Origin of the sequence: Brachyspira hampsonii 30446, from assembly GCF_000316195.1 — a bacterium.
GTDB classification, from domain to species: domain Bacteria; phylum Spirochaetota; class Brachyspiria; order Brachyspirales; family Brachyspiraceae; genus Brachyspira; species Brachyspira hampsonii_C.
On the sequence record NZ_JH994111.1, the window covers coordinates 932,894 to 947,647 of the forward strand.

Sequence of the window (14,754 nt, forward strand, 5' to 3'; positions counted from 1 at the left end):
CAAAAAATTAATGATCTCATAAAAGATATAGAAAGAAATGGTTTATTGATTGGTATAGGAAAACCAGAGAGATTAAAAGGTGAATTAAACGGATTATATTCTAGGCGAATAAATTATGAACATAGATTAGTATACTATATTGAAGATAATAATTTATTCATAGTTGGATGTAAAACCCACTATAAAAATAATTAAAATATTTCATCATTTAAATAATAAAAATTATATAAAAAATCAATATATCATAACTACAGATATTTATATAAAAATAATAATTCTGTTATATACTTTAGAAAAAGCTTATAGATTTCTTAATAAAAGATTAATTTTGTAAACTAGTGTGTGATTTTAATCCATAAGTTTCACCTTCAATATCTATAATTATATTACCTTTATTATAAGATTCTTTTCCTTTCTCATTTAAAATTAATTTATCTCTATTATCATATATTAAAGCTGCTTCTATCTTTTCTATATCCTCACTTTCATCTAATTCACAATATGCTACATAAACAGCTGGTAATAATTCTATATTATCTTGTGTACCTTGTAATGTAATGATACCTTGATTATCTTTTGGATAAAACATAATACTATGAATGTAATTATTTATTTTATCATCATTTAAAGAAAAATGTTCTTTAATTCTTTCTTGTATTCCTTTACTTTTTTTATCTTCTCTACATACTTTACCTATATATAATGGTATATCATGCACTTGATAATCTTCACCATATCTTTTGAAAAAAATGTAATATATTCCATTTTTAGTTGTTAGATTATTAATATCTTCATAATGAATCGGATTAGAAAAATTTATTTTATAATTACACATATTTTACACCCATAAAAATTATTTTTTAATAATTATACTCTATATTTTATAAAAGTAAATATGCTAATATTTAAAATTTATTTAGGAGTGTAAGTTTTTGAGATTTTTATATATAAAAAACTAGTATCCTTGTTATAATATTTTTTGAACATAAAACAAATAAAAGGATACTACTATCAGTAAAAAGATACTCTCAAATTTAAATTATTTATAGTTCAGGAAGCATTAAAAACTAAAAATATTTGTCAAGTAATAAATTTATAAAAACTTGACCTACATTTTTCAAAAATATAAGCCAAGTTTTTAATTTTACTTTTATTAAAAATATTATTTAAGCATTAAAATTATAAAGAAGCCAAAACTTCCTCTATACCTTTTAATTTATCTTCAAACTCTTTTTTCTTTCTGTTTTCTGTATCAATAGCTTCCTGTTTAGCTTTACTCATAAAGTTTTCATTAGAAAGTTTTTTGTTTACTGCTTCCAAATCTTTTTTATATTTAGATGCCTCTTTTTCCAATCTCTTTTTCTCAGCTTCTAAATCTATTATGCCAACAAGATTAACATTTATCTCACCGCCTTCAAATACTTTAACAAAAGCTCCTTTATTTCTTTGAGTATCTTTTGAAGAAACTATATTTAAGGACTCAGTAAGTGATAGCGATGATATAATATCTTTATAGCTTTCTGTTGTATTTTTGAAATAGTCTGAAGTGTATCTTATTATAACATCAAGTTTTTTGTTAGGAGGCAAATTAAATGATGAACGGGAGTTTCTTATTCCAGATACTATATCCTGAATTAAGTTAAAATCTTTTTCTATATCTTCAAATATATATTTACTATTAGCTTTAGGATATTCTCTAATCATCAATGCCTTTGAATCAATATTATGTTTAGGTAAATTAGAATATATCTCTTCTGTGATAAAAGGCATAAATGGGTGAATCATAGCCATTGACTCTTCAATGACATATAAAAGAACAGCAATAGTTTTTTCTTTTTTGCTTTCATCTTTTAAATCAAATTTACTTATCTCTATATACCAATCGCAGAACTCATTCCAATAAAATTTATAAATAGTTTGAGAAGCCTCATCAAATCTGTACTCTTTTAATTTTTTAGTTGTATCATCAATAGCTTTCTGAAGTCTTGATAATATCCATTTATCTTTATTTTCAAGTTCAAAATTATCTAAATCTTTTATATTGGCATTATCTTCAATGTTGCCGAAAATATATTTAGCACTGTTGTATATTTTATTAGCAAACTTTCCTCCCATTTTGAAAAGTTCTCTGTCAAGCCAAATATCCTGACCTCCTAATGAAGTTATGAATGATAAAGTGAATCTAAAAGCATCAGCTCCATGCTCATCAATAATTTCTATAGGGTCAATACCGTTGCCTAAACTTTTAGACATTTTTCTTCCGATTTTATCCCTTATAAGTCCGTTAAGATAAACATCTTTAAAAGGCACATCATTCATAAAATGAACTCCAGCCATAATCATTCTAGCAACCCAGAAGAATAATATATCATAACCTGTAACAAGTGCAGTAGTAGGATAGAAATATTTTAATTCTTCATTAACTTCAGGCCAGCCGAAAGTAGAAAAAGGCCATAGCCAAGAAGAAAACCAAGTATCAAGCACATCTTCATCTTGATGAATATTTTTAGATTTACATTTAGAGCATTCTGTAATATCAGTTTTGGACACCATCATCTCGCCGCAGTCATCACAGTACCATACAGGAATCCTATGCCCCCACCATAATTGTCTGCTTATACACCAATCTCTAATATCAGTCATCCAGTGATTATAAGTATTAATCCATCTTTCTGGATAAATCTTTGTATTGCCGTCATTAACAGCTTTGTATGCTTTTTCTGCTAAGGGCTTCATTTTTACAAACCATTGATCGCTGTAATAAGGCTCTACAACATTATGACATCTGTAGCAGTGTCCTACTTGGTGTTTAATATTATCCTTTCCAACAAAAGCACCTAATTTTTCAAGTTCCTGTATAATTAAAGCTCTTGCCTCTTTTACAGTTTTACCCTGATAATTAGAAGGGGTATTTTCATTGAATGTACCGTCTGGATTTAATATATTGATAATATCTAAATTATGTCTTTGAGCTATAGCAAAGTCATTAGGATCATGGGCTGGTGTTATTTTTAAAGCCCCTGTACCAAAATCTTTATCAACATAAGTATCTTTTACAAGTCTTAATTTTCTGCCTACTATAGGAAGTATCAAAACATTCTCTTCTGTAAGATGTGCATATCTTTCATCATCTGGGTGAACGGCAATAGCAACATCTGCCAAAATAGTTTCAGGTCTTGTAGTTGCTACTTCAATATATTCGTCAGTGCCTTCTACTTGGTATTTAACATGATACAAAGCTCCTGCCACCTCTTCATGTTCTACTTCATCATTAGCCAAAGCAGTACCGCAGCTAGGACAATAGTTAATAAGATATTTTCCTCTGTATATTAAACCCTGATTATAAAGCTCAACAAATACCTCTCTAACAGCATTGCTTAATCCTTCATCAAGAGTGAATCTTTCTCTCTCCCAATCACAAGAACAGCCTATTTTTTCTAATTGTTTTACTATTATAGAATGATGTTCATTAGCTACTTCCCAAGTTTTTTTAACAAATGCCTCTCTTCCCAAATCATATTTATTTTTGCCTTCGGCTTTTAATCTTCTTTCAACAACATTCTGCGTAGCAATACCTGCATGGTCGGTTCCCGGCATCCATAAAGTGCATTTACCTAGCATTCTATGAAATCTTATAAGTATATCCTGAAGCGTATTATTAAGTCCATGTCCCATATGAAGTACGCCTGTAACATTTGGAGGAGGTATGACTATAGAATATGGCTCTTTATTTTTATCCATAACGGCATGAAAAAATCCGTTTTCCTTCCAGAAATTATATAATTTGTCCTCAATATTTTTAGGAGTATATGCTCCTTCTAAAGTATGTTTCATATTCTTTTTCCTCCGATAAAATCTCAAATTAATACTAAAAATTGATATGATATTTTATACTATATACGATATTTTTCAATTATTAAAATAAACTTAATAAATAAAAAGTGCTGCCTTTAATTAAAAAAGCAGCACCAATTATTTGATAAATTTAAACTCAATTCATTCCATACACTGGATTTCCAAAATAATCATATCCAATCAAATTCAAATTATAACCATTTTGAAGATATGGAATATAATTATTATGATTTATAAGGTTATTTGTACAATAATTGTTGCAAATATATGATAAACCACTAAAAATATCAGCACCAAGATTTAAAGCATTTTTTGTAGAATTAATATTTCTTTCTTGATCATAAAAATTAGCTTTTGAAGCAAATAGCTTAGTAATTATATCTCTTATTACAGTTACTTCATGATTTTTTCTTATAAATGTTTCTTCTACATATCTGCGATTAGGATTGTACAGATATGAAAATATTTTTAACCCACAAGAAATAACTGAAGCTCCAATTGAAACATATGATACAATTTTAGGATCTAAAGTGGAATATTGAGAACTCATTAAATATTGTTCTGGTTTGGTATTATAATTTGTTGAATTGATATTCTGTTGATAAGGTACACTTGGTAACATATTGTTGGAAATAGTATTTGTATTATAATTATATGTTTTATATTTAATCATAGGAACTCCTTGTCTTAGTATTTTGAATTAATTAGTATCTTAGGATTAATACTAATTAATATATCTTGTACAAGATATATTAATTAGTATACTATAACTTTTGTTAATAGTATACTTAATTATTTATAGTATAGCTATATAGAATATTTTGTCAATAACATATTATCTTTTTTTATAAAAATAAAAAGTTCTATATTTAACTTATAATTAAATATAGAACTAAGATTTTAATGAAAAATTATTTTAGTGTTTAATAGAATATCTTACTTTACCATATTCATCGAGTTTTGGATATAAATCAAATATTTCAGATTTACTTTCAGGAATACAAACAGAAGAAGTATTGCTGATTTTCACTGTATTGTTATTAAATCTGTCTAAAACAAGACCTACTATTTTTAAAATAGTCCCTGCAGTATTTAAAATAAGCTTTTCATTATTGATAGATCGTTCTTGAGCGTAATAAAGATCTCTTCTAGCAAATAGTTTAGATTCCATATCTCTAACTATTATACGAGGCTTATCGTAAACAGATATTATTTCTAATCCATATTTACGATTTTGATAATCTAAATTGTTAGCAGCATTAGTAAGTAAATTACCTAAACCATTGCAAGTTCTGGATACCATTGATAAATTATTATAGTTTTGTCTTCTATAATTTGATATATTTTTATTTGCTTTTGTTAAATTGGACATTACTCCTCCAATTCTATATTTTTATACATTATATAATATTTTAGATTTGTATTTTGTCAAGTTATTAATAATTTTATCTATATTAATATAATGTATATTTATATATTGTGTTTTTATTTAAGTAAAAAGTATATATATTTATTTTGTAATGTAAATTATTGAATACAAGTATAATATTAAATTTAATAATATATATAATGAAAAATATAAAAACATATTTTGATATAAAATTAAAGTTCTTTTAAGTATATACACTAAATATTGTAATTATATTAAAAATTTAATCTGTAAATTTTATTTAATAGATTTTATTCTTTTATATTGCAGTCTTTTTTAAAATATGATATTCTTATACATTTGAAAGATACAAAGAAAATATGTTAGATAATGGAAACAATTATGGAGAATATGAATGAAGCTTTAGACTATATATACTCTTTTATGGGTAAAAAGACATTGCATAAAAATAGTTTTAATCATATAAACAATGTGCAAAGTATTTTAAATATTCTAGGATACAAACAGATTTTTAAAGTTATACATGTAACAGGAACAAAAGGCAAAGGATCTACAACATTAGTATTGTCTAAAATGATTTCATCTATAGGCTATAAGTCTGGAGCTTTCATATCACCTCATATAGTTAATGAAAGAGAGAGAATATCTATAAATGAAGAATGGATAAGCGAAGAAGATTTTCTCTATATAACAAAAAAAATAAAGAATATTGTAGATAATAATGAAATATATAGTAATATAACCGTCTTTGAGATATTCACAATAATGGGATTATATTACTTTTTTATAAAAGGCGTAGAGTATGCATGTATTGAAGTTGGTATAGGCGGAAAATTGGACTGTACTAATATAGTGGAGTCCTATATAAGTATTCTTACATCAATATCTTATGATCATATGGATATATTGGGATATACTATAGAAGAAATAACTGCACAGAAAGCAGGAATCATAAAACCTAATTCCGTTGTAATCTCAGCATGTCAGGAAGAAAATTCTATAAAAATAATAGAGGATATATCAAAAGAAAATAATTGCAAATTATATATTTTTAAAAAAGATTTTGATGCTGAAATAATACTCAACAGTAATGAAAAATTAGAATTTAATTATATTGATAATAATAAAAAATATAACTTTTCAACTGTTTTGCTCGGAGAACATCAGGCAGAAAATATCTCTCTTTCTTTTAAAGCATTAAATCTGCTTCTTAAAGAGGATAATAATCATACAGAAAAAAATATTAATGAAGCTATAAAGTCTTTAAAAGATTTTAATATAAATGCACGCCTTACATTTATGCATAGGAATCCTGATATAATAGTGGACGGTGCTCATAATTCAAAATCATTAGAAAGAATACTCAATACTATATATAAATGGTATGATGACATCATAATATTATTTGCTCCTTTAAGTCAGAAGGATATAAAAAATATGGCTGATGTATTAAAAAGACATGATTCGTTAATAATATTAAGCTCCCCTGATAATGTATCTCATAAAGAAACAGATAGCTATAAAACTTATCAATATTTTAAAGATAATAGTAATGTTAAGCATATACCAATTTTTCATGATGCTATTAAGGATATAAAATCAATTAATAAAAATAATAAACCTGTACTTGTCATAGGTTCATTATATGCTGCTAGTGAATTTATAAGTTTATATAAAGATATGGATATATAAAAATATTTACAAAATAATATATTATACTTGCTTTAAAACTACTTGATGGGCTTATATATAAAAATTTTATAATTAATCAATTATAAAAATATATATTATATTTTGTTGTTATTTTAGTATATAAATATGAGGATTTTACCTAATTGTCTTCGCATGCTTCTCTCTTTCGTAGATACGCTTCAGGAGATTGATTACTCTCATTATACCAAATATCTACTTCGTTTGCACGACTTTGTGATGTGCTGGCTATTTGCCGTGCAATTATAAATAAAATTAATTTTTAAACAAATCTAATTTTTCAAATATAGATTTAAATACTTAATAAATTAATTGTACAAAATTTTTATAATGCTATATGTTATTTCTAAAGTCATAATAATAATTCTTTTTGCCAAATTCTATAATAGGTAAATGTATACCAATCTGAACACCTAGATCAACAGAAGCTAATTTTCCGCTATATTTATATCCTTCGCCTAATGAGGCTAAATTATTCTTTATCTGTATGGTTGGTATGTCAAAATTAACATAGAATGATAAACTTACTAAAAAGAAATTTACACCAGTATAAAGTTTTACATAAGGTATAACTAGATTATTAAATCTTGATGATAAAGCATTGTAATCTAATAATGTATAATTGTTTCCTCTCGAATATTTACCAGATAATGGAAATTTTACACCGCCTCCTATACCTATTTGGAATATTGAAGGCTTCCATTCAAGACTAAGTCCAGTAATAATGCTATCAAATTCATGTGTGAAGTCTTGAAATTGAAATGTATCTCTATACCAGCCGAAATCTACTCCTAATACTACATAATGGAATTTGTCTATTGTAAAATAAATTGACGGCTGAAATATAACTCCTGCTTCAAATGCGGATTCTGCCTGTTCTGTTAAATACTCTGATAAAATACCAGTTTGATAAAAATTAGGACGGCTTCCAGCTAATGGAACATATAAACTCATTACAAAAATATGAGAATATGCTAATGCTGATGTTGTTATAAATATAGTTATTAGTATAATACTTTTTTTCATATTTATTCCTTAAATGCTAATGAATTGAGTAATAATTTAGAATATTTTTTTTAATGTTATAAAACTTTTAAAATTAATATGATTTCTATAATAAAGAGTCAAACTTATATATTATATTCCATTATCTCCAAATTCAAATATATCTAAATGTACACCTATTTGAGCACCTATATCAACAGAAGCTAATTTTCCGCTATATTTATATCCTTCCCCTAATAAAGCTAAATTATCTTTTATCTGATAGTATGGTATGTCAAAATTAACATAGAATGATAAACTTAAAACAACCAAATTTATACCTGTATAAAGTCTTACATATGGTATAATCGTATTATTAAATCTGCTGTATAAATCGCCTCCGCTTAATTTGGTACCATTGTTATTTTCTAAGTATGCTCCTGAAAGAGGAAATTTAACACCTCCTCCTATACCTAATTGAAATATTAAAGGACGCCATTCTAAATTAATACCAGTCATAATACTGTCAAATTGATGTGTAAAGTTTTTTGTACTAGTTTGAAATTTAAATGTATCTCTATACCAGCCAAAATCCACTCCTAAAGATATATAATTATAACTTATTGCACTCATTTTAAAATTAACTCTAGGCTGAAATATTACACCCATTTCAAATGCTGATTTTGGACTTAATGATGAAGCTGGATTTAAATTATCATTTTGATATAAACTAGGAATACTTCCTCCTAATGGAATGTAAAGACCTAAACCTAAAGAGTGAGAGTAAGCTAATACCGATGTCATTATAAGTAAGCTAATTAGTACAATAACTTTTTTCATATTATTTCCTTAAACTTTGATATTTATGATAGATATATGAAATAATTTAGTATAAATAAAAGATTAAAAAAATAAATTAATAAAAAAAATTGCAAAGATAAATAAAGAAATTTTTTAAGTATAAATATCTCACAAATCTTCATAAACCCAATGCTAGTATAAATTGTTTTATATAAAAGTCAATATGAAAACATGCTTATAATTATACTATACCCTGATGCTTATTTATAATTGATATAGTTCTCTGAGATGCACCTTTGTTTTGTATTAGTAAATTATATGCTTTTTCAGCCAAATAATTTCTGAGTTCTTCATTTTGATATGCTTCTTTTATTGTTTCTGCAAGTTTTTCTTTATCATCACATGTAAGTACAGCTTCTTTCATATATTCGTATATTTCTATAAAATTATACATATATTTTCCAACTATAACCGCTTTTTTAAAATAAATAGCTTCTAATATATTATGTCCGCCCATAGTACCCATAAATGTGCCGCCCATTATAACTAAGTCAGAGAGTTTATACCAATTTAATAATTCTCCTATGGTGTTTATAATTATTCCGTCTTCAGATGTTTTATCATAGTCAGTATAAAGGGGCATGTCATAACCTAATTTACTAGCTAGTTTTTGTATATCTTCGCCCCTGCTTATATCTCTTGGTACTATAACCATATATACTTCATCTTTAATTGCGAGTTTATTTATAGCCTTTAATATAAGTTCTTCTTCTCCTGCATGTGTGCTGCCTGTTACTATAACGAATTTATTTACTGGTATCATGCTTTCTAAATCATCTATTTTTTTTTCATCTACAAAATAAGTTATATCATATTTTAAATTTCCTGTAACAGTTATAAGAGATTCAGGCATTCCTATATATATCATATTTTCTTTATCAATATTGCTTTGAGCTAATATTTTAGTGTACATATTAAAATAAGGCTTGAAAAAGAATTTAAAATTTTTGTATCCTTTTATTTCTTTTTTTCCTATTCTTCCATTGATCATATATAGAGGTATAAGTTTTTTATGAAGCGAATATATTAGTGTAGGCCATATTTCTATTTCTGCTATCATTACATATTCAGGTGAAATTAAATTTATAAGTTTATTAATCATATGAGGATAATCTAAAGTAAGATAAAATAATTCTACTTTATCCCCATAATTTTTTTTAGCTATATCATATCCTCCTACCGTAGTAGTTGATAAATAAATGGAATAACCTTTTTCTATCAAAGTAAATATTATTTCTTTAACGGCTACTATCTCACCAACACTTACAGCATGTATCCATACAGCGTTTTTATTATTTTCCTTTGGGTATATAAATCCTAATCTTGATAAAGCCCCTTTTCTGATAGGTTTATTAAATATCATCATAATTGAAAAAGCTATAAATATTACAGGATAAAAAATATATCCGAATATTGTATATACAGACATCAAAAATTTCTGCAAAAAATTCTGCATTGATGATTTCCTTTAAGTTAAAAAATAGCTGCTATAGTCATTATAATAATAAGTAAATATACAATAAAAGAAATACCTGCCTTTACTAAAGCATGTTGTTTTCTTGTACCCCATTCACATTTAAAAAATACTATTGTAAATAAAATAAATAATAATATCTCAATAGTATTTACTATAATAAAAATAGCCTCATATATTCCTGTTTTTATATTATTATGCTCTATAATGTAAAATGCTGCTATAGGAAAAAGCATAAATATAGAAGCGTTAACTATTTTATGTATTAAAATATATTTATTCATAGTTTGAATTATACTAAAATATATATAATTGTCAAAGTAAATTTTGTTTTAAATTTAAATTATTATTTAATTTTTATAAGTTTTCAATTATAAAGCATTTAATTTATTCATTTTTATTCTTATTAAAATTCCTATAAATACTATTATAAATGTTATAAATACTGCAGAATATAAGTTTAAGTTTAATTCATATTTTAGGAAATTTATATTGCTGAATTTATTTGACAAGTTTATTAAAAGTTCTGAAAAAAATTCTGTTGTTTTAGAAGGAAAAATTGATAATGGTGTATATATTTGATATGTTATTATTGTTATTAGCGAAGATGAAAGTATTATAAAAGATATAGGCACGGCGAATATATTGGATATTATAGAAGTCATATTTAGTATTGAGAAATGATGTATGCTTAGCGGAATTACGGTTATAAGTGCAAATATATTTATAGATAAAAATATTAATAGGTTTATAGAAATATTTTTTATTAATAAAGTAATTTTATTGTTTGTATTGATATTTCTTATGTTTTTTATTATATAAAAATTGAATATCGGATAGTAAATAATTATTCCAAGTGTTGCTAAAAACGAGAATTGAAAACTTATATCTTTAATAGAATTAGGATTTAGTAGTAATATAATTAAGGCTGATAAAAATAATGCATTAATAGAATTTCTATTTCTGTCAAAATAATATGATATAAGCAGACAAAATGCCATTATACTTGCTCTTATTATAGAAACAGAAAATAATGTTATAGGCGGATATATTATTATGGTTATTATTGTTGATATTAATATTCTTTTATAAAAGTTTATAGGAAAGAATGATAGCATTAAAAATAAAATTGACAGTATCATTGAAATATGAAGACCGGATATAGAAAGTATATGAGATATTCCTGCATCTATAAAATATTGTCTTATATGATAAGGTATTATGTTTTTATCTCCTATCATTATTCCTTGAGCTATGGAGTAGGGTATAGCATGCATATTTGAACCTAATGACTTTTTTATTATGTTTCTTATTTTTATAGAATAAGCATTTATATAATTAATAATAGAAAATCCGTTTTTCTGAATTACAAAATTATTATATTGGTATATACTTGCTGCACCATAAAGCATTCTATCAGCTAAAACTTCAATTATTATTTTTGAATTGTAAATATCATCATTAGTTAATATGTTTTTATATAAATTTATTTTTGAAGATACCGTTATTTCATCATTAATAAATAATGTTTTTAATGAATTATTATAAAGCCTTATATTTCCTGCATAATCATACCAATTAGTTCCATCATAAACTTTATCCACATAAGCAATATATCTATCTCTGAAGCCAATAACTCCGTCATAGGATAATATTTTGGCATTGTATGCTTTTATTGGTTTGTCAAAATTACTAAGAGGATTTTTTAATATATCATAGTATCTAATAATTGTATAACTATATCCTATAAATAAGCATGAAAACATGAGTATTATTATAGAGATATTTAATTTATTTTTTAATTCTGATACTATTGATAAAATTATAAATATAAAAGCTATAATAATTGAAATATTAAGAAATTTATTAGTTTTGAATGCTATAGCTATACCAACAGCAAAAAATAATGTAATGTATGTTATATATGTGAGAGGATATAGAAAAAAGTTTTTATTATAATTTTTAATTTCTTTTAACGATTCCATAGAAAATAATATTTACAATAGTATCTAAATCTTTTTCATAAAGCTCTGAATTTTTGTTTTTAGCCCATTCTAATTCAAAACCTTTTATTATTGCAAGAACCGCCTCAGTTGCAAGTCTTAAATCTATATTAAACAACCCCTTTTTTACTCCGCTTCTTAATATCATTTTTATAGTATTATATTCTTCTTTATGATATTGTGCTCTCATATGTTCTATAAGAGTAAAGTCTTCAAATATTTCACTGTGAAGTGCTTCGTAAAGATTTGCTAGTTTTATATAACCTTTTTGCCTTGTTAGAATATATGCTCTTAATTTTGTTTCTGCGGTATCTTCTTTTTTTATTGCTTCATATAATTCTTTTTTTAGATCATTAGCTTCATTTTCGGCTATTGCAAAAAATATTTCTTCTTTACTTTTAAAATAATGATAAATACTGCTTTTTGATTTATGCACCATTAGAGCTATATCACTCATAGATGCCTTTTTGAATCCGTATTTTTTGAATAATCTTTTTCCAGCATTTACTATCTGTTCACGAGGAGTCATTTTGCTAACCTTTAAGCCATATTTAATTATATTATATACTGTATTTATTATTTGTCAAAGTTATTAAAATAGAGTTGTTTCAAAAGTTAATTAAAATATTAAGTATAAAAATTATTAAATAAAAGATTGAGGATATAATGTTTTATATGTTGTATAAATTACAGTTTTAGTATATTAATATGTATACTATTTTTCCTAACGCAAAATCGGAGCTTACTAGGTATTTATAGCGATAGAACTTTGTATTTCCGTAGTGGTAGAGAATTACAAAAGAAGGTGGGATGTTGCAAGTAGGCAGAGTGCAGCACTACTGTATGCTTTGTATGGCTATTATCCATAAAATTATAAAAAATTAGTTTTGAAACAAGTCTAACAAATTTATGATGTATAAATTTCTATTGAGAATTAAATATTTTTATGATAATATATTTATATGTATAATAGATTTAATATAGAAGTATTTGATAATGTAAATATTTTAAAAGAGCTTGCTAAAACTTGGCATGCTTATTATGATTTTAGAATGTCATGTATTTCATTGAAGAACTCGGAATATCTTCTAAGTATATTATCATTGATATTAAATCCTGCCAATCATTATGAGTATAAAGATATTGGTATGATATCATATAGTATATTAGAGGAATATCATTCTAAGCATAAAGAATTTAGGATATTGAAGGAGTATTCAGAAAAAGAATATAATTCTTCTATTCTTTCAAATATAGTAAGCAGTTTTGAAGATAAGACTATTATCATAGATAAAAGTTATGATGAAGATTTAAAATATATAGATAGTTTAGATTTAGATCCTCTTTTAAAATTATTAGTTTATCAAAAAGTATCTTATGAATATGTAAAAGAGTATTCCAACAGTTTTATAATATGCAGGATTGTATTTAATATATATTCATATAAATTGAAGTTATTAGACACACCAATATTATATCCGTATCAATTTTTTGAAGCTACTATTAGTGATAATTCTTCTAATGAGGAATCTATAATAAGATACCTTAAATTTTTAAGGGGTATATGTTTATATGCAGTAGATACTATAAGTTTTGTTCAAAATGATTTGATGCGGTTAAAGGCTAGACTGCTTCTTAATAAGAACTTTAAAAAACTTGCAGATTCTAATGTATTTTATATTATATTCATAACTCCTTATGTAAGAATAGTAGATTTAATGGATATGTTTAATTGGAAAAGAGATAAGGCAGCAAGATTATTATCAAAATTAAGAGATGAAGATTTATTTGCTGAAGTACGCATAAAAAAAGAAAAGATATTTATAAACAAGTACATAATAGGCTTATTTGAATCGGGCGAGGCATTAAAACCCGATGAGTTTCTAATGAAGTTTATATAAAAAATGCTTGACATTTTAAAAAAAGCATGTATAATCTTTTAATATTTTAATAATTTACATCGCGGGGTGGAGCAGTTGGTAGCTCGTTGGGCTCATAACCCAAAGGCCGTAGGTTCAAGTCCTGCCCCCGCTAATAGCCGAAAATATAGGCTTATTATTTTTGGCGGCGTGGCTCAGGTGGTTAGAGCATGCGGCTCATATCCGCAGTGTCAGGGGTTCAAGTCCCTTCGCCGCTAATATCTTATAAAAAGGCAGGTGAGTTAATTGGTAAGAGTATTCGCTAATGAAGGCGAACCAGTAGAAAGCGTTATTAAAAGATTCCGCAGAGCTTGTGAAAACGAAGGTATTTTACAAGACCTTAAAGAAAAACAGTTCTATAAAAAACCTTCTCTTGAAAAAAAACTTCAAAGAGAAAAAGCTCTTAAAAGAATGAAAAGAAAAATCAAAAAAGAACGCAGATTAGGTTTGCTTTAATTTATCTGTATTTTTTAAAAGCATTGGTATTTTTTATATCAATGCTTTTTTTATCTAATTAATATATATATACTTGAAAATATTTAATTTTTGATGTATAAT

14 protein-coding genes and 2 tRNA genes are annotated in these 14,754 nt (G+C 25.3%); 6 read left to right on the top strand and 10 right to left on the bottom strand.

Annotation, left to right across the window (positions count from 1 at the left end; genetic code table 11):
- Nucleotides 1-195, top strand: a 195-nt coding sequence (locus A966_RS08950; protein ID WP_008724778.1) for a Txe/YoeB family addiction module toxin, incomplete at its 5' end; no start/stop codon positions are given.
- 127 nt (nt 196-322) lie between these two features.
- Here A966_RS08950 and A966_RS08955 read toward each other — a convergent pair.
- The 4 genes from A966_RS08955 to A966_RS08970 form a co-directional block, all read right to left on the bottom strand.
- Nucleotides 323-835: a hypothetical protein gene (locus A966_RS08955; protein ID WP_008724779.1), complete on the bottom strand. Its 513-nt coding sequence runs from the start codon at nt 833-835 to the stop codon at nt 323-325.
- Between the two features lie 344 nt (nt 836-1,179).
- Nucleotides 1,180-3,834: a valine--tRNA ligase gene (locus A966_RS08960; RefSeq protein ID WP_008724780.1), complete on the bottom strand. Its 2,655-nt coding sequence runs from the start codon at nt 3,832-3,834 to the stop codon at nt 1,180-1,182.
- 157 nt (nt 3,835-3,991) lie between these two features.
- Nucleotides 3,992-4,405, bottom strand: a complete 414-nt coding sequence (locus A966_RS08965) for a hypothetical protein (protein WP_176719991.1) — start codon at nt 4,403-4,405, stop codon at nt 3,992-3,994.
- A gap of 366 nt (nt 4,406-4,771) precedes the next feature.
- The gene (locus tag A966_RS08970) at nt 4,772-5,227 is read right to left on the bottom strand and encodes a hypothetical protein (protein ID WP_008724782.1); all 456 of its coding nucleotides are present in this window, start codon (nt 5,225-5,227) and stop codon (nt 4,772-4,774) included.
- A gap of 399 nt (nt 5,228-5,626) precedes the next feature.
- Here A966_RS08970 and A966_RS08975 point away from each other — a divergent pair, with 399 nt between their 5' ends.
- Entirely contained in the window at nt 5,627-6,937 is a 1,311-nt protein-coding gene (locus tag A966_RS08975) for a bifunctional folylpolyglutamate synthase/dihydrofolate synthase (RefSeq protein WP_008724783.1), read from the top strand.
- A gap of 351 nt (nt 6,938-7,288) precedes the next feature.
- On the opposite strand, the gene A966_RS08980 is transcribed toward A966_RS08975, so the two are convergent.
- From A966_RS08980 to A966_RS09005, 6 genes are all read right to left on the bottom strand, one after another.
- Nucleotides 7,289-7,981, bottom strand: coding sequence for a hypothetical protein (locus A966_RS08980; RefSeq protein ID WP_008724784.1), 693 nt, complete (start codon nt 7,979-7,981; stop codon nt 7,289-7,291).
- Between the two features lie 111 nt (nt 7,982-8,092).
- The gene (locus A966_RS08985) at nt 8,093-8,779 is read right to left on the bottom strand and encodes a hypothetical protein (protein WP_008724785.1); all 687 of its coding nucleotides are present in this window, start codon (nt 8,777-8,779) and stop codon (nt 8,093-8,095) included.
- 202 nt (nt 8,780-8,981) lie between these two features.
- Nucleotides 8,982-10,244, bottom strand: a complete 1,263-nt coding sequence (locus tag A966_RS08990) for a 3-deoxy-D-manno-octulosonic acid transferase (protein WP_039955740.1) — start codon at nt 10,242-10,244, stop codon at nt 8,982-8,984.
- A 29-nt stretch (nt 10,245-10,273) separates the two neighbouring features.
- Complete coding sequence (locus tag A966_RS08995; RefSeq protein WP_008724787.1) at nt 10,274-10,558, bottom strand: hypothetical protein; 285 nt, start codon at nt 10,556-10,558, stop codon at nt 10,274-10,276.
- Nucleotides 10,559-10,645: 87 nt separating this feature from the next.
- Complete coding sequence (locus A966_RS09000; protein ID WP_039955622.1) at nt 10,646-12,259, bottom strand: ComEC/Rec2 family competence protein; 1,614 nt, start codon at nt 12,257-12,259, stop codon at nt 10,646-10,648.
- Entirely contained in the window at nt 12,237-12,806 is a 570-nt protein-coding gene (locus A966_RS09005; RefSeq protein WP_008724790.1) for a TetR/AcrR family transcriptional regulator, read from the bottom strand. Before A966_RS09005 ends, A966_RS09000 begins: the two co-directional genes overlap by 23 nt.
- A gap of 433 nt (nt 12,807-13,239) precedes the next feature.
- On the opposite strand from A966_RS09005, the gene A966_RS09010 reads away from it, so the two are divergent.
- The 4 genes from A966_RS09010 to rpsU all read left to right on the top strand — a co-directional run bounded on the left by A966_RS09010 (nt 13,240) and on the right by rpsU (nt 14,652).
- Nucleotides 13,240-14,178 carry a hypothetical protein gene (locus A966_RS09010; protein WP_008724791.1) on the top strand — a complete coding sequence of 313 codons (939 nt, stop codon included), beginning with the start codon at nt 13,240-13,242 and terminating at the stop codon, nt 14,176-14,178.
- A 60-nt stretch (nt 14,179-14,238) separates the two neighbouring features.
- Nucleotides 14,239-14,311, top strand: a tRNA-Met gene (locus A966_RS09015).
- A 29-nt stretch (nt 14,312-14,340) separates the two neighbouring features.
- A tRNA-Met gene (locus A966_RS09020) sits at nt 14,341-14,414 on the top strand.
- Between the two features lie 28 nt (nt 14,415-14,442).
- The gene (gene rpsU / locus A966_RS09025; RefSeq protein ID WP_008724792.1) at nt 14,443-14,652 is read left to right on the top strand and encodes a 30S ribosomal protein S21; all 210 of its coding nucleotides are present in this window, start codon (nt 14,443-14,445) and stop codon (nt 14,650-14,652) included.
- The last annotated feature ends 102 nt before the right edge of the window (nt 14,653-14,754 follow it).